Annotated in this window: 13 protein-coding genes; 2 read left to right on the forward strand and 11 right to left on the reverse strand. The window is 65.9% G+C overall.

Annotation, left to right across the window (positions count from 1 at the left end; translation table 11 throughout):
* Positions 1-78: 78 nt before the first annotated feature.
* From IPU70_RS02275 to clpS, 7 genes are all read right to left on the reverse strand, one after another.
* Positions 79-795 (reverse strand): membrane integrity-associated transporter subunit PqiC, encoded by a 717-nt coding sequence (locus tag IPU70_RS02275; RefSeq protein WP_242702256.1) that lies wholly within the window; start codon positions 793-795, stop codon positions 79-81.
* Positions 796-800: 5 nt separating this feature from the next.
* Complete coding sequence (locus tag IPU70_RS02280; RefSeq protein WP_207464575.1) at positions 801-2,465, reverse strand: intermembrane transport protein PqiB; 1,665 nt, start codon at positions 2,463-2,465, stop codon at positions 801-803.
* A gap of 39 nt (positions 2,466-2,504) precedes the next feature.
* Entirely contained in the window at positions 2,505-3,821 is a 1,317-nt protein-coding gene (locus tag IPU70_RS02285) for a paraquat-inducible protein A (RefSeq protein ID WP_207464577.1), read from the reverse strand.
* Positions 3,822-3,829: 8 nt separating this feature from the next.
* Positions 3,830-6,142: an ATP-dependent Clp protease ATP-binding subunit ClpA gene (gene clpA, locus IPU70_RS02290; protein ID WP_207464578.1), complete on the reverse strand. Its 2,313-nt coding sequence runs from the start codon at positions 6,140-6,142 to the stop codon at positions 3,830-3,832.
* Between the two features lie 55 nt (positions 6,143-6,197).
* A complete protein-coding gene (pbpC, locus tag IPU70_RS02295) occupies positions 6,198-8,420 on the reverse strand; it encodes a penicillin-binding protein 1C (RefSeq protein WP_207464579.1) in 2,223 nt (740 codons plus the stop codon).
* Positions 8,417-13,618: an alpha-2-macroglobulin gene (locus IPU70_RS02300; RefSeq protein WP_371818850.1), complete on the reverse strand. Its 5,202-nt coding sequence runs from the start codon at positions 13,616-13,618 to the stop codon at positions 8,417-8,419. The genes pbpC and IPU70_RS02300 overlap by 4 nt, the downstream gene beginning before the upstream one ends.
* Before the next feature lie 161 nt (positions 13,619-13,779).
* Positions 13,780-14,094, reverse strand: a complete 315-nt coding sequence (gene clpS, locus IPU70_RS02305) for an ATP-dependent Clp protease adapter ClpS (RefSeq protein WP_006383989.1) — start codon at positions 14,092-14,094, stop codon at positions 13,780-13,782.
* Between the two features lie 225 nt (positions 14,095-14,319).
* On the opposite strand from clpS, the gene IPU70_RS02310 reads away from it, so the two are divergent.
* Together IPU70_RS02310 and IPU70_RS02315 are read left to right on the forward strand one after the other, a co-directional pair.
* On the forward strand, positions 14,320-14,565 hold the full coding sequence (locus IPU70_RS02310; RefSeq protein WP_006220277.1) for a cold-shock protein: 246 nt from the start codon (positions 14,320-14,322) through the stop codon (positions 14,563-14,565).
* Between the two features lie 201 nt (positions 14,566-14,766).
* Positions 14,767-15,174 (forward strand): DUF192 domain-containing protein, encoded by a 408-nt coding sequence (locus IPU70_RS02315; RefSeq protein WP_242702282.1) that lies wholly within the window; start codon positions 14,767-14,769, stop codon positions 15,172-15,174.
* 94 nt (positions 15,175-15,268) lie between these two features.
* Here the strand turns inward: IPU70_RS02315 and pcaF are convergent, their stop codons facing one another.
* The 4 genes from pcaF to sodB form a co-directional block, all read right to left on the reverse strand.
* Entirely contained in the window at positions 15,269-16,474 is a 1,206-nt protein-coding gene (pcaF, locus tag IPU70_RS02320; RefSeq protein WP_207464581.1) for a 3-oxoadipyl-CoA thiolase, read from the reverse strand.
* Positions 16,475-16,648: 174 nt separating this feature from the next.
* Positions 16,649-18,043, reverse strand: coding sequence for a chloride channel protein (locus tag IPU70_RS02325; protein ID WP_207464582.1), 1,395 nt, complete (start codon positions 18,041-18,043; stop codon positions 16,649-16,651).
* Positions 18,044-18,115: 72 nt separating this feature from the next.
* The gene (locus tag IPU70_RS02330; protein ID WP_207464583.1) at positions 18,116-19,807 is read right to left on the reverse strand and encodes a methyl-accepting chemotaxis protein; all 1,692 of its coding nucleotides are present in this window, start codon (positions 19,805-19,807) and stop codon (positions 18,116-18,118) included.
* Between the two features lie 277 nt (positions 19,808-20,084).
* Complete coding sequence (gene sodB, locus IPU70_RS02335; protein WP_013394768.1) at positions 20,085-20,663, reverse strand: superoxide dismutase [Fe]; 579 nt, start codon at positions 20,661-20,663, stop codon at positions 20,085-20,087.
* Between the last annotated feature and the right edge of the window lie 96 nt (positions 20,664-20,759).

Consider the following 20,759-nt stretch of genomic DNA (forward strand, 5'->3'; position numbering starts at 1 on the left):
TTAACCGATTGAGATAAAGCGGGATTTTTGGCTGGCGCCTGCAGTCCTCGCGCCAGCCCCTTTTCCCGCGCGCGGCCCTCAGTCCTTGAGCGCCGCGCAACCCAGCATCTGGACCGAAGCCGATCCCGCCGGGGTTTGGCCGCGGATGGCCGAGGCCATGGCGCTGGCCAGGCTGACCACGGCGCGCTGCTGCGCGGCGATCAGCGCGGGCACGCCCTCTTCCGTCACCGGTTCCGTGACCACGCTGCGGCACAGCAGGCCGGAACCCTTCATATTGACCGGCCGCACGCGCCAGGTCGCATCCAGTTGGGCCATGCGGCCCGATTCCAGCTCGAAGCGCTGCACATCGGTCTGCACGCGCCAGACCGCGGCGCCCAGCCCCGGCTTGACCAGCTGCACGTCCAGCGCGCCAAGCTCGCGCTTCAGCGCGTCCGACAGCGCACCCCGCAGTTCGTCGCCCAACGGCGAGCTCCAGCGCTCGGAGTAGAGCGCGGCCAGGCTGCCCTCGCCGGTGCGGACCATCAGTTGCGGCTGATCCGCCTGCGTCGAAATGTTGACCGGCTGCACTTCGATCAAGAAGTTGGCCGGCGCCACCCCAGCCCCCGGGGCCTGCGCTGCCGGCACCTGCAAGGTGTGGTACTGCACGGGCGCCGAGGAACCGCAGCCGGCCAGCGCGGCCGTCAATGCCAGCAATGACAGGACCGGACGCAAACGCGGCGTCAACCTGCCTGCGGACCGGGGCTGCCCGGAACTGGAGTGCGCCTGGCCGGCGCGGGAGAATGGGCGTCTATTCATGGGTTTCAGTTCCTGACAGGACCGGCGCCGGGGATCGGGTCTGGGCCGCGGCCGCGCAACAAGGCCTCGGGATTGGCTTGCAGGAAGTCGGCCAGGGCGCGCAGCGAACGAGCCGCGCGGCTCAATTCCTGCATCGCCTTTTCCGTATTGACCGGCAAGGAAGCGTCGGAGGCCAGCAACGCGTTGACCTGCGCCATGGATTCCTTGGCCTGCTTGAGCATGTTCTGCGCTTCGGGCGCGACCTGCTTGTCCAGGCGGTTCATCAGCTTGGAGGTGCTGGCCAGCGTGGTGCGCAAGTCTTCGCCGATCTTGTCGAACGGGATCTTCTCGATCTTGGCAACGATGTTGCTGATCTGCTGCTGGAGCTGATCCAGGTTGCCAGGCACCGTCGGGATCATGGCCGGGTCCGACAGCTTGAATTCGACCGGCTTGGCGTTCGGGAAGTCGTCCAGCGCCACGTACAGCTGGCCGGTCAGCAGATTGGCGGTGCGCAACTGCGCGCGCAGGCCATGCTTGATCATGCCGCCCAGCAAGCGGTTGCCCGCGGCGTCGCCGTCCTTCAAGGCGCGCTCGCGCACTTCGTCGAACACGCGGCCCAGGCGCTCCGGATACAGGGTGGCATCCACCAGCGAGTAGAAGCGCTTGGCGATCGGATCGAAATCCATGTTGATCTGCGTCACGTTGCCCAGCGTGATGCCGCTGAAGTCGATCGGCGCGCCCACCGTCAGGCCGCGGATCGACTGGTCGAAACGCATCCGGATCGGGAAAGCCTCGCCATCCGGATTGGCCTTGGCGGCCGTCTCGGTCGGGTACAGGTCGAACTGGGCATCCGCTTGCGCCGGCTTGCCGGCGTCGCGCGCGCTGATGACCGGTTCGAACGCGACGCCGCCCACCGCCATCGATACCAGCGATTGCGTGCGTACCTTGAGGCCATCGGCATTGACGCTGAAATCCACGCCGCTGGCGTTCCAGAAGCGCGTGCCCTGGGTCACGAACTTGTCGTTGGGCGCGTCCACGAACACCTCGACGTTCACGGCCTTGCCGGTCTCATCGAGCGCGTAGCCGATCACGCGGCCGACGTTGATGCGGCGGAAATACACGGGCGAGCCGATGTCCAGGGACCCCAGATCGGACGCCTTGAGCTTGAAGCGCTTGCCGGCACGGTCGTGCGTGACCGCTGGCGGGACTTCCAGGCCCTCGAACTGCAGCTTGGTGGCCTTCTTGGAACTGTCCTTGCCTTCGACCGCGTCCACGCCGATATAGGCGCCAGACAGCAGCGTCCCCAGGCCGGACACGCCGCTCACGTCCAGGCGCGGGCGTACCACCCAGAAGTTGGTGCCTTCGCGCGCCAGGTCCGAGACATCCTTGGACAGTTCGGCCTGCACCACCACTTTGGTACGGTCTTCGTTGAAGCCGATGGACCGCACCGTGCCGATGTTCACGTCCTTGTAGCGCAGCTGGGTCTTGCCGACTTCCAGCCCTTCGGCCGTGTTGAATGAAATGGAGATGTCAGGCCCCGCCTGCATCCAGGTCCGCACGACCAGCGACAGGCCCATCAGGGCCGCCACGATGGGCACCAGCCAGATCCATGAAATCCGGCTCTTCTCCTTGCGCGAGATCGCGGGTGAGGCAAACTTCTCTTCACCGGATCCGGGTGCTTGCTCGGACATCTACTATTCCTTGTTCGTGGGCGGAAGCCGCGGCGCTTCCTAGCCCAATTCCTTGCCGGCCACGGGCGCCGCCTGGCGCCCGCCCTCCACCGGTGGCGATTCTATTTCACTTTGATCTTCAAGGTCCCAGCTGCGGCGCAGATCGAAACTCATGGCGGACAGCATGGTCAGGATCACGACCACGCCAAAGGCCGCCGCGCCCGCGCCAGCGCTGATCTCCATCAAGCCCTGGAAATCGGCCAGGGCCGCCAGCAATATAACGACAAAAACGTCCAGCATCGACCATTGGCCGATGAACTCGACCATTTGATACAAGCGCGTGCGCGGACGCAGATTGGTGGTGCTGCGCCATTGCTCGGTCAGCAGCAGCAGGATGAGCGCCAGCAGCTTGGTCAGCGGCACCGCCACGCTGGCGATGAAGACGATCAGCGCGATATCCCATGAACCCATTTCCCAGAGTTCGACCACGCCGCCCAGGATGGTGTGGGCGCTGTCGCCCAGCACGGAACGGACCTGCATCACCGGCAGCACGTTGGCGGGAATGTAAAACACCACGGCCGCCAGCAGCAGCGCCCAGGTGCGCGCCAGGTGGTCCGGCTTGCGGTAGTGCACCTGCGCCTCGCAACGCACGCAGTGGTGTTCTTCTTCCGGATTGGCAGCCCGCGGCACGGCCTGCACCTGGCCGCATACGTGACATCCGGTCAGGACGCTGTCCGGCCCGGCTTGCGGCACATGCACGGGCACCACGCCCACGCTCTCGGCATAACGCCACAGCACGTGGGGCGACAAGCGCCCCAGCATCGTCAATAGAATGGTCAGAAGGCCGAACGCGCCCAGGCCTATGCCCGGCGCCACCGCCGCCATGCCAGCCAGCTTGACCACCGCCACCAGCACACCCAGCAGAAACACCGGAATCATGCACCAGGGCCGCAGCGCACCCAACAGCCGCATCGCAGTGCGAAAACCCGCGGGCTCGCGGCCGCGCGAGAGCGGCCCCAACACCCATAGCAGCACGCTCAGCTGCAACATGGGCAGCGCGAAACCCGCCATGCCCGTCATGATGGCAACCACCCAGTGGTCCTGCCGCCAGGTGATGGCTATGGCGTCCAGCAAGGAGGCTTGCTGCACCATGCCCTGCACGGCCATGGACGCGACCGGATAGGCATTGGCCACCCCGAACACGATGAGGGCGGAAATGGCGAGCGCCAGCCAATTGGACAAAGTAAGCCCGCTGTAGCGCCACAAAGTGGCACCGCAGCGGGCGCAATTGGCGGTCTCTCCAGGTTCAAGCTGATGCCGGCGATAGATGCTTGCGCAGTGTTCGCACTCGATCAGCGGCTGGCGGTCCGCGGTCATTGAGTTGCCTAATCGACCAGTTCGACTTCCTGTTTGTCAGGCGCATCCGACGAGGGCGGCTTGCCGTTATCGTCGAAGTCCAGCTTGACCTTGCCTTCCTCGTCCAGGTCCACCGTGACCGTGCCGCCGTCGACCAGCTTGCCGAACAGCAACTCGTCGGCCAGCGCGCGCCGGATGGTGTCCTGAATGAGGCGCTGCATGGGGCGTGCGCCCATCAGCGGATCAAACCCTTCCTTGGCGAGATGTTCACGCAGCGTGGTGGTGAAGATCGCTTCCACGCGGCGCTCGTGCAGCTGGTCTTCCAGCTGCATGAGGAACTTGTCCACCACGCGCAGGATGATTTCGCGGTCCAGCGGCGCGAACGGAATGATCGCGTCCAGGCGGTTGCGGAATTCGGGCGTGAACATACGGCGGATTTCCGCCATTTCGTCGCCCACCACGCGCGAATTCGCGAAACCGATGGACGGACGATTCAAGGTTTCGGCGCCCGCATTGGTCGTCATGATGACAATGACGTTGCGGAAGTCGGCCTTGCGGCCGTTGTTGTCGGTCAGCGTGCCGTGGTCCATGACCTGCAGCAGGATGTTGAACACATCCGGGTGCGCCTTTTCGATTTCATCGAGCAGCAGCACGCAATGCGGCTGCTTGGTGATGGCCTCGGTCAGCAGGCCGCCCTGGTCGAAACCGACATAGCCCGGAGGCGCGCCGATCAGGCGCGACACCGCGTGCCGTTCCATGTATTCCGACATGTCGAAACGCAGCAGCTCCACGCCCAGTGTGAACGCCAGCTGGCGGGCGACCTCCGTCTTGCCCACGCCGGTGGGGCCCGAGAACAGGAAGGCGCCGATCGGCTTTTCCGGCTTGCCCAGGCCCGAACGCGCCATCTTGATGGCGGCGGACAGGGCCTCGATGGCGTTGTCCTGGCCGAAGACCACGGTCTTCAGGTCGCGGTCCAGCGTCGCCAGCTTGCTGCGGTCGTCGTTGGAGACGGACTGCGGCGGGATGCGCGCGATCTTGGACACGATGTTCTCGATGTCCACCTTGCCGATCACCTTCTTCTGGCGCGAGCGCGGCAGCAGACGCTGCGCGGCGCCGGCCTCGTCGATCACGTCGATAGCCTTGTCCGGCAGATGGCGGTCATTGATGAAGCGCGCAGACAATTCGGCCGCGGCCGACAAGGCGGCGGCCGAGTAACGCACGCTGTGGTGCTCCTCGAAGCGGCTCTTCAGGCCGCGCAGGATCTGCACGGTCTGCTCGACGCTGGGTTCGGCCACGTCGATCTTCTGGAATCGGCGCGACAGCGCGTGGTCTTTTTCAAAGACGCCGCGGTACTCGGTGTAGGTGGTGGCGCCGATGCACTTGAGCTGCCCGGAAGACAAGGCCGGCTTCAAGAGGTTGGACGCATCCAGCGTGCCGCCGGAAGCCGAACCGGCGCCGATCAGCGTATGGATTTCGTCGATGAACAGAATGGCATCGGGGTTGCCGCGGATCTGCTTGAGCACGCCCTTCAGGCGCTGTTCGAAATCGCCGCGGTACTTGGTGCCAGCCAGCAAGGCGCCCATGTCCAGCGAAAAGACCTGGGCGGCCTGCAGGATTTCAGGCACTTCGCCGCGCGTGATGCGCCAAGCCAGGCCTTCGGCGATCGCGGTCTTGCCCACGCCGGCCTCGCCGACCAGCAGCGGGTTGTTCTTGCGGCGGCGGCACAGCACCTGGATCACGCGCTCGACTTCGTGCTCGCGTCCGATGAGGGGATCGATGCGGCCCGCCAGCGCGGCGGCGTTCAGGTCGGTGGCGTACTGGTCCAGCGGGGACTGACGCGATTCGCCCTGTTCTTCACCATTGGTCTGCTGCTCTTTCTGCACGGCGGCGGACTCCACCTGGGGCTGTTTGGTAATGCCATGCGACAGAAAATTGACGACGTCCAGCCGCGTCACGCCCTGCTGTTGCAGGTAGTACACGGCATGCGAATCCTTTTCGCCAAAAATGGCCACGAGCACGTTGGCGCCGGTGACCGGCTTCTTGCCGGTGCCGCCCGCCGATACGTGCATGATGGCGCGCTGGATCACACGCTGGAAACCCAGCGTGGGCTGCGTGTCGACCTCGGCGCCGCTCGGGATCACCGGGGTGTTCTCCGAGACGAATTGGCGCAGGTTGCGGCGCAGGTCGTCCAGATTGGCGGCGCAGGCGCGCAGCACTTCAACGGCCGACGCGTTGTCGAGCAACGCCAGCAGCAGATGCTCGACGGTAATAAATTCATGCCGGGCCGAACGGGCCTCGACGAAAGCCATATGCAGGCTGACTTCAAGCTCTTGAGAAATCACGCTTCCTCCGTAACGCATCGAAGCGGGCAAATACACGATTCATATTCTATGCCGATCATGGCGTAACACCAGCGATTTCAAAAACCACTCTATCGTGGCGGCCTTGCGTATCCATGACGGTAAGCGTATATCGGCCGTCCATGGCCAGCACTAATTTAAACGGATGACCCGACGCGCCGTGGCCAACCACGCGCCCGTCCAGCATCCACCATACTTCGCCTTCTGTTCCTTGCACGTCCACATCCAGCGCCACTTCGCGCCCGCCCGGCACGGGCCGCAGCACCGAACCGCTGGCCACGCCGCCCAGACGCAGGGGTCCGCGCGAGGCGTCGGCGTAGCCGGCAAAAGACGGCGGCGCCGTTTGATTCAGCACCCAGGCCGCGCGCTGCTCCGGACATAGACCGGATGGCACGCTGCCGAGCTTGTAACCCAAGGGCCAGCAAGTCACCGCAGCCTGCACCGTTTCGGGCCTGACACGGACCTGCTGGGCGCCTTCGGGCAAGGCCGCCACGATATCCTGCAGTAGCGGCGCCGCCACGTTGGCCCCGAAAAATCCAGGGTTGGGCGTACCGTCCGGACGGCCGACCCAGACGCCCATCGTCCACCTGTCGGTCACTCCCACGGCCCAAGCATCCCGGAATCCGAAACTTGTCCCGGTTTTCCAGGCCAGTTGCCGCGCCGGACTGCCCGACTGATAGAACGGCCGGTCGGGATGGCCGCCGCTCTCCAGGATGTCGCGGACGATCCAGGCCGCTCCAGGGCTCATCATACGGGACTCGACCTTCGCCTGCTCCGGCCGCAGGCGGGGCCGTCCGGAGACGCCGCCGCGGGCCAAGGCCCGGTAAGCGCCCACCAGTTCTTCCAATGTGGTGCCGCCCCCGCCCAAAATCAAGCTCAAATTCGGTTCGGCGCCCGCGGGCAAACGTAACCGTACCCCGCCAGCCAGCATGACCGAGGCGAAACTGCTGGGCCCGACCCGGTCCAGCAGGTCCACCGCCGGGACGTTGAGCGAGCGCTGCAGAGCCTGCGCCACGCTGATCGGGCCGGCGAACGCAGCCTGGAAATTGCCGGGCGCGTAGCCGCCAAACGACATCGGCGCGTCGATCAGCAAGCTTTCGGAGTGGATCAGGCCCTCGTCGAGCGCCTGGGCATACAGGAAGGGCTTGAGGGTGGAGCCCGGCGAACGCACGCCGCGCACCATGTCCACGTGGGCCGCCCGGCTGTCATCGGAAAAATCGGCGGATCCGGCGTAGGCCTTGACCTCCAGCGTATCGTTGTCCATCACCAACACGGCCATGGACACCTTGGGCGGCAGGCCATCCACCCGGTCCTGCAGCATGCGCTCCACCGCGGCCTGCATGTCCGCGTCCAGGGTGGACGTGACCACGGCGGGCCGCTCGCCCGGGCGCCGGCCAGCCACGCGCTGGTTACCGGCTTCCTGCAACAGCCGCTGCGCGGCCAGGGGCGCCAGCCAGCGCGCCCGCAACGGCGGCGCGACCACGTTCTCGATCTTGGCGTCGGCCACCTCCGCAGGGGTCCAGCGGCCGAGTTCGACCATGCGGTCCAGCACCTTGTCGCGCGCGGCCTGCGCGGCCTCGGGATGGCGGTCGGGCCGCAGGCGCGACGGCGCTTGCGGCAAAGCGGTCAACATCGCCGCCTCGGCCGGGCTCAGGTCGCGCGCCGGCTTGCCCAGCCACAGGCGCGAACCCATCTCCACGCCCTCCACGATGCCGCCCATGGGCGCATGGGTCAGGTACAGCGACAGGATCTCGTCCTTGCTGTAGTGCATTTCCAGCTGGATGGCGCGCCAGGCCTGCCGCAGCTTGGCCGACATGGAGCGCGAAGGCTTGCCGGCCAGTTGCGGATCGATCAGCCGGGCGACCTGCATGGTCAAGGTGGAACCGCCCGACACGATGCGCCGGTTGGTGGCCCACTGCCAGCCGGCGCGCGCCAGCGCCACCGGGTTGACGCCCGGGTGCCAGTAGAACCAGCGGTCCTCGTAGGTCAGCAACGTTTCCAGGTAGCGCTCGGACACCTGGTCGGGCTTGACCGGATAGCGCCAGATGCCGTCACGGCTGGGATAGTTGCGCAGTGGCGTGCCGTCGGCGGCCACGACCACCGCCGCGCCGCCTGAATCCACGGGCGGCAAGGGATAAAGGCGGTCCAGCGTGAATAACGACGCGGCCAGCGCAAACAACGCGCTGGCCGCGAAGATTCCGCGCCGCCGCCAGCGACGGGCGCGCGAGGCGCCCGCCACGGGGGTGGCGGCGGGGTTCAAGGACGCTTGGCGCCGCGGTCGCGGATCTCTACCGTGCTCCATTGCTCGCCTACGCCCCGGATTTCAGGCCGGTACATGTCCTCGGCCACCGTCGACGGCACCGCGTAGCGGCCCGGCGTCACGACGCGCACCAGATAGAACACGTCCACCTTGCCGCGTCCCAGCGACACCGCGGCCACATAACGGTCGTCGCGGAATTCGCGGTGCTTGATGTTGGGATCGGACATGGCTTCGGCCACGCGGCGCCCGCCTATGGTCCATTCCTGCATCTCGGGGCTTTGCGACAGGTTCAGGTTTTCAACTTCAAAACCCGCCGGCACGCGGTCCACCAGCAAGCCATCCGGAATGTTCTGGTTGGCGCTGGCCTGCACCCACACCACCAGCATGTCGCCGGTCTGCAGGCTGCCGCCATCCCACGGACGGCCGTCCGGACGGTACCAGCCGCGCTTGAGCTGGATGACGTCGCTGCGCGGCGCGGGCGTGGCGGTCGGGCTGCCCTGGATGTCGTATTCGACGAACAGGGCCTGACTGCCGGTATTCAGCAACTGCGTGCCCGCCAGATCGGCCGCCGACAGCGACACGCTCTGGTCGCTCTTGCCGCCAACCAGCGGCTTGCTGACGCCGTTGACGGTCAGCGTGGCCGACCAGGGCGTGGACTTGTCGCCGCCCAGCGCGCGAGCCGTCAACAACAGGGCCATCTGCTCTTGCGTCGACAGGTACGAGCGGTTGCCCAGGCGGCTGGCCAATTGCGTCAGCAGGTTTTCCAGGCGCTCATGGCGCAGCTCATACTTGTTGGCAATCGCATAGCCCAACGCGTAGTCGCGCACGCTGCTGCCGTAGTCGCCCAGCCAGTCGTCGTAATAGCCGGAGTTGCGGCGCGCGTTGAGTCCGTACTCGCGCGTCATGGCCTGGTCGAGCGCGCTCTTCATGCGCCCTTCATCGCCCATCAGCTTGAACGCGGCCGCCAGCTGAATCAGCGGCAGCGGCGAGCGGGCGCGCTCCTGGTAGTTGTCGTACAGCTGGCGCACCGTGGACAGCGGCGCCTTCTTGTCGCGCGCCAGCGCCAAGGCGGCAGTGGCCAGGCCGGCGAAGCGGCGGTGGTCTTCCCGCAGGATGCTGGCGTCGTTGGCGTCGTAGCGTCCGGACTCGAGGTTGCGCTTCAGGTTGGCCGACCAGGTGCCGAACGCGCCGGAGCTCTGCTGCACCTGCTCCAGCAGCCACTGGCGCGAACGGTCCAGCGATGCCTCGGGCACCTCGAAACCGTTGTCGCGAGCGTCTTGCAGGAAGCCGACGGCATAGGCGGTCAGCCACACGTCGCGCGAGGACGAGCTGCTCCACAGGTTGTAGGAACCGACGGCGTTGCGCATGCCGGCCAGGCGGCCGATCGCGCCGGCCACCTTGGCGTCGCGCTCGGCCTTGGTGCGCGGCTTGAGGCCGAACTGCTTGGCCGCTTCCTCATCCAGCATGACCCACGGCAGGGTCGCGCTGATGGTCTGCTCGGTGCAGCCGTAGGGATAGTTGAGCAACCCTTCGACCAGGCGGTTGACGTTGATCGGCGGACGGTTCGAGACCGTCATGCTGACCGTGGTCGAATCCGGGTAATAGGAAGCCACCCACGACGCCTGCGGCGCGTTGGCTTCGCCCGGACCCACGCGCAGACGGCGCACCTGGCGCTCGGCCGCGTAGGCCGGCTGCACCTGCAGCACGGATTCGCGCACGATGTGCACCGGCTTGCCGCCGCCCTGCCCGTCGACGGTCAAGCGCATCAGGCCCAGGCCGTACGAACCGGTAGTCGTGGCGGTAAAGCGCAGCGTGGTGCGCTGCTTGTCCTTCAAGGTCACGGTCTTGACGCCGTCGACGATGCCCAACGGGTCCAGCGCTTCCAGCTTGACCGTCACCTTCTGCTCGGCGCCGCTCATGTTGGTCAGGTCCAGTGCGATCGCGGCCTGGTCGCCCGGGGTGATGAAGCGCGGGGTGTTCAGCTCGGCCACGATAGGCGCCGCCACCACCATTTCGGTGTCGGTGCTGCCGTAGTTGTCGGGCGTGAAGGCCACGGCCATCAGGCGCAGCGTGCCGTTGAAATCGGGCAGGTCCAGCGGAATGTCCGCCTCGCCCTGTTCATTCAGCGTGACCGGACCGGAGAACAGGTCCACCAGCTTGACCTTCTTGGGCAGGCTCTTGCTGTCGCCGCGCATGGCGGCGTCACCGCCCCACTTCAGCTTGCCCTTGGTGCCGTCCATTTTCTCGATCAGCTTGCCGTACATGTCCAGCAATTCGGGCGCGTAGCGGTGCTTGCCGAAGAAGTAGTCCAGCGGATCGGGCGTCTTGTACTGGTTGATGTTGAGGATGCCCACGTCCACCGCCGACAGGGTCACGGTGGCCTGCTTGCCCTGGGCGCCATCGACCTTGACGCGCACGGTCGCCTTGGTCTCGGGCACTGCCTTGGGCGGCGCCGTCAGCTTGACGTCCAGCTTGCGGTCGCCGCTGGCGATAGGCAGGAAGGTCAGGCCCAGCGCGCGCGCCGGGGTCACGCGGTCACCCTCGCTACCGGGGCGGAACACGGCGGCGGCGATGTACAGGTCGTGGCGCTTCCAGCTCTTGTCGACCGGAATCTCGACCTGCGTGCCCGTCGCTTTCACGGCCACCCAGGTGGACCACAGCATGCGGTCGCCTTCGACGGTGATGAGCGCCTGGCCGTCATGCGGCGGCGTCAGGGTCAGCTTGACGGTGTCGCCCGGCTTGGCCGGCACGCCTTCGAGCTTCATCTGCACGCGGTCGGGGCGATTGCCCATGGAATCGGCGTCCTGCGCGTTCCAGCCCGCATAGAAGCGGTAACGCAGAGTCTGGCCGGTTTCAGGATCGGCGATCTCCAGGCGGTAACGACCCCACTTCACGGGCACGGTCAACTGGGCGCGGTCATTCAGCGCGATCTCGCGCGAATCCAGCAATTCGTCGGTTTCGGTGTAGCCGCTGTTCCAGCCGCGCTGGTCGTCGAAACGCCAGTAGTACTGGCGTTCTTCGCGGTACAGGCGCATCTGCGCCTGCGCCAGCGGCGCGATCTTGCCCTGCGCATCCACGCGCAGCACTTCAAAGCTGGCGGGCGCGCCTTCGCGGGCCACGTCGCCGTCGAACTGCGGACGCACGGCGATCAGGCGGTCGGCGGGCCAGACGCTGCGTTCGATCGAACGCACCACCGGGCGGCCGCCCGATTCGAGCAGGCTGGCCGATACGCGAACCTTCATCGGCGAACGCGTGCCGCCGGTGCGCGGGTCGACCTCGAGCTGGCCGTGGCCCTTGTCATCCAAGGCCGCTTCGGGCAATTCCTCGAAATGGCGGCGAGTATCGTCGGCCACGTCGCCGAAGATGAAGCCGGGCCATTGCTGGGGCAGCGCGTAACGGTCGCGCTTGACCTGGAAGCTGGACAGCAGGCGGTTGCCGGCGGCGGGCGCGCCGTAGAGATAGTCACCCTGCACGTCGATGGTCAGCGTTTCCTCGGGCGACAGCACTTCCTGGTCGGAGGTCAGCGCCATCTTCATGCGTTCGGGCAGGAATTCCTCGACTTGGAACTTCCAGGACGCGTCCGGCGCGCGCGACGCGGGGTCCACGCGCAGCTCCAGCATCCAGGTACCGGTTTGCGCGTCCAGCGGCAGATCGATGCTGCGCTCGATATAGCCGGGCAGATCCTTCTTGGGCTGCCACAGGGTGGTCAGCACGGTGCGGCCGTCGGGACGCTTGATGGTGGCGGTCAGGGGCGACGGCGCCAGCATGCGGCCGTCCAGGTCGCGCGGCAGGACAGACACGTTGAAGGTTTCGCCGGGGCGGTACAGATTGCGGCCGGCGTAGACGAACAAGTTATTGGGGCGCGAAACGTGGCCGCCGGTGTCGAATTCCGACAGGTCCAGGGCGGGTTCGCCCAGTGCCAGCACCGTCATTTCCTTGTCGCGCGAGGCGCGGATGACGCGCGCATTGGCGAAGCTGCCGTCAAAGCGCACATGGCCCTGGCCATCGGCCGCGGCCTTGGCCAGCGACTTGCCGGCGCCGTCCACCAGTTCGAACACGGCGCCCGAGATGGCGGTGCCGCTCTTCAGGGACACGGAATAGGCTTCGATGCGGTCGCTGTAGCGGCGCGCGTGCAGGCCGATGTCGCTGACGTAGAAATACGTCACCTGGTATTCGTAACGGAACCGGCCGGGCTGGCTCATCACCGCAACATAGATGCCAGGCTCCTGCAGTTCCTTGATGCCTTCGACGGGCAGGAAGGTGACATGGCGGCGGTTGGGCTTGTCGTCGGTAACGAAACGGCCTTGATAGACGCTGGTCGTCAGCGAGTTCAGGCGGTCCAGGTCCCAGTTGCTGACCGAGCCTTTCAGGCTGCGATTGTCGGAATAGCGCCAGTTGTCCTCTTCGTTGCCGCCATCGTCTTCTTCGTCAGCGGAGGCGCCGGTATTGCGGCCGATGCCCAGCACCGTGTCGAACAGTTCGGGCACGCGCTCAGGCGATACGCGCAGGAATTGCACGTCCACTTCGGACACGTTCACCGTGGCCACCGGCAGACCGCCGTTCTGGCCGGCCGGCAGCACCACGCCGCGGCTGGCGAAATAGAACGACGGCGGCATGGCCTGCGTGTTCACCTCGCAGTTCGAGGCTTCCGCCAGCTTGACGCCCGCGCCCGCGCCAGGCAGCCCGGCACGCACCGAGATCGCGTAGGAACGCTGCGGCTGCACGTAGGGGAAATAGACCATGCGAGGGTTGTCGCCGACCACCCAGCTACCTTTCAGGATCTTGCCTTTGGGCGCCGAGTCGCCCGGCCGTACCGAGGCAGGCTGATCGCCGCTGGTGGCGGCCGATTCATGGTCCTGGTCGCTAGCCGCGCCCGTGTCCGTCACCTGCAGAAAGCTGTCCAGGTTGGACTTGGCATCCACCGGCTGAGTGAAAGTCACCGCGAGCGCCAAGGTATCGTTGTACTGGCGCGGCTGGCAGGAAAGCGCCGCGAAGGGATCGGCGGCGCCGACCACCGCGCTGGCGGGTAACGCCGGTTTGGCGTCGCCGCCCGTCGGAGCCGCGGGCTGCGACACGACGGCTGGCGCCGGGGTAGCGGGCTGGCGCTCCTTGCCCATCCACCAGCCCACGCCGATGGCGCCGGCCAATACCACGACCCCGGCTGTCGCCAGCCAGGTCTTGCTGATCTTTCCACTCACGGTAAATCTCCCGCTCACTCAAATATTCAGACGCACCGCCCCTTAGCGGCGGAGCTGCCGACCTGATCATTCCGCGCGCTTCCCGGTACGCGGATACTGCATTTCAAAATAACCGGACAACACAACGCCGCCATGACAGGCGGCGCATCAAATGCTGGGGTTCAGACGGGTTCCATCACGCATTGCAGAGGGTGCTGGCGCGCCCGCGCGTACTGGGCCACTTGCGCGATGCGCGTCGCGGCGAGGTCGCGGGGATATACACCGCAAACACCACGCCCTTCGTGATGCACCTGCAACATGATCCTCGTCGCCTCTTCGTGATTCTTATTGAAGAACTTTTGCAGTACTTTCACCACGAATTCCATCGGGGTGTAGTCGTCGTTCAGCAGCAGGACCTGATACATCGGAGGCGGCGCGGCGCGCGCCGGAGCCTTCTCGACGGCCAAATCATGCTGGGTATCCAAGGTAGAACTCATAGGGCCGCTATTCTATTTAAACTGGGGACGCCTAGCGTGCAACTTACGGAAAATTACACGTAGAAATGCGTAGTTTCCATACTTGACGCCGCAAAGAAAAGCGGCGCATTATCCACGCATTCTGGGGTTTTCAACGCATCGAAAATCTGCCAGGAAGCCGGAGGGGGGACAGGGGTCTAGGCCGCGATGCCCTTCGTCAACATACGATTCAATGAGGCAGTCCGCATGTCTGATACGACCGCAACCGCCGTCCAAGGGGACAATCCCAAATCGACGGGCACCGTCAAATGGTTCAACGATGCAAAGGGGTTTGGCTTCATTACGCCCGACGACGGCGGTGAAGATCTGTTCGCCCATTTTTCGTCCATCCAGATGAATGGTTTTAAAACCCTGAAGGAAGGCCAGAAAGTCGCCTTCGAGATTATTCAGGGGCCCAAAGGCAAACAGGCGCTTAATATCACGGCTGCCTGAGTTACCCTTAAAGCGCAGCGGTAAGGTTGCGCCATTAATTCAGGCGGGGCTTTCGAGCCCCGCCTTGTTATTTTTCATTCATTGCGCCAGGTCATGCCCAAGAACGCCGTTTTAATTCCTGTCAGCCTCACGTTGTTCAAGACAGCGTTCTTCAGAAACTTCCTGCCGAAAGCCCTGGCCCCCGCCCTCGCCGCCATCGCGATGGCCCTGCCCGCAGCGGCCGGCGCGCAGCAGACCGGCCCGCAAGCCACTCTGCCCACCACCCAGCTATCGGCTGGCATCCATATTATCCGCGCAGAAGTCGCCAACACGGAAGCGACCCGCCGCGACGGCCTGATGTTCCGCAAGGAGCTTCCCGGCAACGACGGCATGCTGTTCGTGTTCGAACAGCCCGACGTGCAGTGCTTCTGGATGCGCAACACCCTCCTACCGCTCTCGATTGCCTTTATCGCCGACGATGGCACGATCGTCAACATCGAGGACATGGCGCCGCAGACCGAAGATCCGCATTGTGCCAAGAAGCCGGTGCGCTACGCCCTGGAAATGGCCCAGGGCTGGTTCGAGCAGCACGGCATCAAGGCCGGCAAGAAGCTGGACGGCCTGCCCTGAAGCAGCCCGCCGGCAGATATGAAAAGGGAGCCCTCGAGGCTCCCTTTTCGTTCCAGCACGCAGGGGCCGCAAGCGGCCCAAACGTGCCCAGCGATTACACGCGCTCGATAATCAGCGCGATGCCCTGGCCCACGCCGATGCACATGGTGCACAGCGCGTAGCGGCCGCCGGTGCGGTGCAGCTGGTTGATCGCGGTGGTGGCCAGGCGCGCGCCGCTGGCGCCCAGCGGATGACCCAGGGCGATGGCGCCGCCGTTGGGGTTCACGCGCGGGTCGTTGTCGGCAATACCCAGCTGGCGCAGCACGGCCAGGCCCTGGGCGGCAAACGCCTCGTTCAGCTCGATGACGTCCATTTGCTCCAGCTTCAGACCGGTCTGGGCCAGCACCTTCAGCGTGGCGGGCGCCGGGCCGATGCCCATGATGCGCGGCGCGACGCCGGCCGTGGCCATGCCGATCACGCGGGCGCGCGGGGTCAGGCCATGGCGGGCGGCGGCCTTTTCGTCGGCCAGCAACAGCGCGGCAGCGCCATCGTTGACGCCCGAGGCATTGCCGGCCGTGACGGTGCCGCCTTCGCGGACCACGCCCTTCAGCTTGGCCAGCGATTCCAGGCTGGTTTCACGCGGGTGCTCGTCCTTGCTGACGACGATGGGGTCGCCCTTTTTCTGGGCGATCGACACGGGCACGATCTCGGCGTCGAAGAAGCCTTCCTTCTGCGCGCGCGCGGTCTTCTGCTGGCTGGCCAGCGCGAACAGGTCCTGGTCTTCGCGGCTGATCTTGAAATCGTCGGCGACGTTCTCGGCCGTTTCGGGCATCGAGTCCACGCCGTATTGCGCCTTCATCAGCTTGTTGATGAAGCGCCAGCCGATGGTGGTGTCGTAGATCGCGGCGCTGCGCGAAAAGGCGCTGTCGGCCTTGCCCATGACGAACGGCGCGCGGCTCATGCTTTCCACGCCGCCGGCCAGCATCAGGCCGGCTTCGCCGGCGCGGATGGCGCGGGCGGCGCCGCCGATGGCGTCCAGGCCCGAACCGCACAGGCGGTTGACGGTGGCGCCGGGCACTTCGATCGGCAGGCCGGCCAGCAGCGTGGCCATGCGGGCCACGTTGCGGTTGTCTTCACCCGCCTGGTTGGCGCAGCCCATGATGGCGTCGTCCAGCTCTTCCCAGCGCACGCCGGGATTGCGCGCCACCAGCGCCTTGATGGCTACGGCGGCAAGATCATCGGGGCGCACGGAAGCCAGCGCGCCGCCGTAGCGGCCGAAGGGGGTGCGGATCGCGTCACAAATAAAAGCATGCACGGTCATGGGAAGCTCGAAGTAAGTGAGAAAAAATCCGGATCGGCCGATCTTAACGCAGCGCTTTCGCGCCAAGTTGGTGCACCTGCGGGATGTCCGCTGCACGGACAGTGTCCAATGGCTGTTCACCCAAACGGTGCGCGCCGCGAGCCCGGCGCCGGGACGCGGGCCCGGATCTTGAACTCAGGCCGCGGGCGGCCTGGCGGCGCGCGCCGTGTCCACGATGGCCTGCCGGCGGAAACGCCCGGCGGCCAGATGATAGAACGGCTGCGGGCAGAACTGGCGCGACACGCCCGAGGCCAGCAAGGACCCCACCAGCAGCCAGAACAGCATGGGCTGGCTGCCTGTCATTTCCATCACCACCACGCTGGCCGTCAGGGGCGCCTGGGTCGCGGCGGCCAGGAAGGCCGCCATCGAAACCAGCACCAGCACGCGGTGGTCCACGCCATCTCCCGCCAGTTGCCAGATGTGATGGCCGATGCCCGCGCCCGTGGTCAGGGCGGGCGTGAAAATGCCGCCAGGTATGCCGGCCCAATAAGACGCGACCGTGGCGGCCAGCTTGGCCAGGCCGAAGCTGGCCGGCGCCGCGTCTTTGCCCGACAGCAGATCCGCCGCCACGCCGTACCCCGTGCCGTAAACGCTGCCGGCCGTGGACAGGCCGATGACGGCAAGGATCAAGCCCATGATGAAGGCCGTCCAGATCGGATGCGCGCGGATCCAGGAACGCCAGGACTGCGGCGCGCTGCCGGCCGCCCCCTTGCCGAGCAGCCGGGCGAATATGCCGCCCAGCGCGCCGTTGAGCGCCGCGCAAATGACGACCCACATCACCATGCCATGGGCCAGCGGCGCGCCGCCGAAGACGCCGAAGTAAGGGTTGTTGCCGACCACGGCCACGACCAGGAAGCCCGAGGCCAGCACCCCGATCAGCACCAGCCGCTGCCAGCGCAGCACGGTGCCCCGTCCCAGTTCCTCGATGGCGAAGATAACGCCGGCCAGCGGCGCGTTGAAGGCGGCGGCCAGGCCGCCCGCAGCGCCGGCGGCGATCAGTTCATTGGCATGGAAGCCGCGCAGCTGCACGCCGCGGCGCTTCCAGAAGTCGCCCCAGGCCAGCATGAGGGCGGCGCCCACCTGCACCGACGGCCCTTCGCGGCCGATCGAAGCGCCGGCCAGCATGCCGAAGAATGCGAGGGGAATTTTCCAGAGGGTCTGCCCCAGCGCCACCAGGCTGTTCTGGCTGGGGCCGGGCGGCAGCGACAAGGCGCCGATGACCTGGGGAATGCCGCTGCCGGACGCATTGGGCGCGAAACGCAAGGTCAGCCAGCGCAAGGCGGCCAGGCTCAGGGGCAGAACCAGCAAGGCCAGCCAACCGTTGTAGGCCACCCATTCGCGGTTCCATTCCAGCGCCTTGTCGGCCAGATAGGCAAAGCCCAGCGACATCAGCGCCACCAGGCCGGCGCCTCCCAGCAGCAGCCCCATCTGCACGCTCTTGCGCGACAGGCGGTTGATCTGGCGCACCTTGCGATGCGCCCACCGGCGCGGGCCGGCCAGCAGCCGGCGTAGAGGGTCGGGCAGGTTCATGGGCAAAAGCCGGCGCGGTTGAAAGTGGCTAACCTTACCACTCCCACCTGACCGGCAGCCCACAACGCGGGATCAGAACGTCGACCAGTCGTCGTCCGAACCTTGCGCCAGCGCGGGACGCGCTGCGGACGCCGCCGCCTTGCGCGGCGCGGCGGGCACGGCCTGCACCAGGCGGACCTGGGCTTCGCGCGCCGAGCCGCCGCCCGCTTCCACCTTGAAGCGGCGCACTTCCTGGGCCAGCCGGGTGGCCTGTTCCTGCATGCTGGCGGCCGCTGCGGCCGCCTCTTCCACCAGCGCGGCGTTCTGCTGGGTCACGGTGTCCATCTGCGCCACGGCCTGATTGACCTGGCCGATGCCAGCGGACTGCTCTTCCGACGCGCTGGCGATTTCGCGCACCAGCGTGGCGACCTGACGCACGCTGTCCACCACCTCGCGCATGGTGCGGCCGGCCTCGTCGACCTGGCGCGTGCCGCCCTCGACGCGCGTGACCGACTCGTCGATCAAGGCCTTGATCTCCTTCGCGGCCACCGCCGAGCGCTGCGCCAGCGTCCGCACCTCGCCCGCCACCACCGCAAAGCCGCGGCCCTGCTCACCCGCGCGCGCCGCTTCCACCGCGGCGTTGAGCGCCAGGATGTTGGTCTGGAAGGCAATGCCGTCGATCACGCCAGTGATGTCGGCGATGCGGCGCGAACTGTCGGAGATCGCGCTCATGGTCTGGACCACGCCGTCCACCACTTGGCCGCCACGCACCGCCACGCTGGACGCCTGGTTGACCAGGCGGTCCGCTTCGCTGGCGTTGTTGGCGTTCTGCTGCACGGTGCTGGTCAACTGCTCCATCGACGCCGCGGTTTCCTCCAGCGACGACGCCTGTTCCTCGGTGCGCTGCGACAGATCGGCGTTGCCCTGGGCGATCTGCGAGGATGCCGAAGCGATGCTCTCGCAGCCGTCGCGCACGTCCTTCACGATGCGCGCCAGGCTTTCGTTCATGGTCTTGAGCGCGCCCATCAGGTCGCCGGTTTCGTCGCGCGTGGCGACCTGGATGTCGGTCGTCAGGTCGCCCGCCGCCACCTGGCGCGCGGCCGTCACGGCGTGTTCCAGCGGACGCACGATGCCGCGCGTCACCAGCCAGCCCAGCAACATGCCGACCGCCACGCCAATCACGGCCAGGGCGACCATAAGCGCGCGCAGATTTTCATAGAGATCCGTGCCGTTCTGCACGCTTTGTGCGGCGACGGTTTCCTTGATCTTCGCCAGGCTGGTCATCAGATCGTCCAGCTTCTGCGATGAAGCGATCACGCGCGCTTCGACCTCGACCACGCGCGGATCGGCCTGGGTCAATGGCCGGGCCTGGGCGGCGGCGAAAAACGCGGCGGACTCGCGCTTCCAGACCTGTTCGGTCTCGGCGAACTGCGCCAGCAGACGCTTGCCATCTTCCGAATAGAAATTGGCCGCGGCCTTTTCACGCAGCTTGTCCATCTGCGCGACGGCGTCGTCGAACTGCTTGCGCAGCGCCTGGCGCTCCTTTTCCGTGGACGCGGCCAGGTAGCCATTGCGGGCGCGGCCCGCATAGATCAGATTGATATTGGCTTCCTTGACGTCCGAGATGCCGCGCAGCTCGGTGTCGTAAAGCCGGTCGTTCATTTCATTGATGCGCGCCAGGCCCCAAACTCCGAAGCCCCCGATCGCACCTCCTATCACCGCCACCAGCAAAAACGCGCCCGACAGGCGCGCGCCGATGCGCAAACCCGAAAAAAACCGCAACATGCTTCCCTTCCCTGTAGTTACCACGGTTTATGGCGGGCATGCCGCAGCCGTGGACCCCGTGGTTCAGTCGCCGACCGGGGCCAACGATAGTGGCTGGCAAACCTAGGGATAACCCGGAAGAAAAGCCGGTTTGTTCTTTATTTCCCCGCAATGGATTCGACAATCGACAGGGATTTCGCAAGCTGAATTTTTACTGAACAAAAAGAAAACCCCAGGCTTGCGCGAGGGGTCTGTTCAGGGCCGCGGCGCAATGCCGCGGCAGGCCTGGCTTTGCCGGTCAGGCGAAGTTCTTGGCCGCGAATTCCCAGTTCACCAGCGCCCAGAAGTTTTCCAGGTACTTGGGACGGGCGTTGCGGTAGTCGATGTAATAGGCGTGTTCCCAGACATCACAGGTGAGCAGCGGCTTGTCGGCCGTGGTCAGCGGGGTGGCGGCGTTGCTGGTATTGACGATGTCGACCGAGCCGTCGGCCTTCTTGACCAGCCAGGTCCAGCCCGAACCGAAGTTGCCGGCGGCCGACTTGTTGAAGGCTTCCTTGAAGGCGTCAAAGCTGCCCCACTTGGCATTGATGGCGTCAGCCAGCTTGCCGGTGGGAGCGCCGCCGGCCTTGGGGGCCAGGCTGTTCCAGTAGAACGTGTGGTTCCAGATCTGGGCGGCGTTGTTGAAAATGCCACCCGAGGACTTCTTCACGATGTCTTCCAGCGACAGCGTTTCGAATTCCGTGCCCGGGATCAGGTTGTTCAGGTTCGTGACGTAGGTCTGGTGATGCTTGCCGTAGTGGAACTCCAGCGTTTCCTTGGAGATGTGCGGAGCCAGTGCGTCCAGTTCGTAAGGCAGGGGGGGAAGAGTATGTGCCATTGAGGTTCCTTCTGTTGAGTGCACGATCAAGCCGTTCAATTGTATCGGCAACTACTGAGGATACCGCGTTAACCCCCCGCCCGCGCGGGGTTAAGG

Origin of the sequence: Achromobacter sp. SD115 (assembly GCF_017355315.1) — a bacterium.
GTDB classification, from domain to species: domain Bacteria; phylum Pseudomonadota; class Gammaproteobacteria; order Burkholderiales; family Burkholderiaceae_B; genus Achromobacter; species Achromobacter xylosoxidans_B.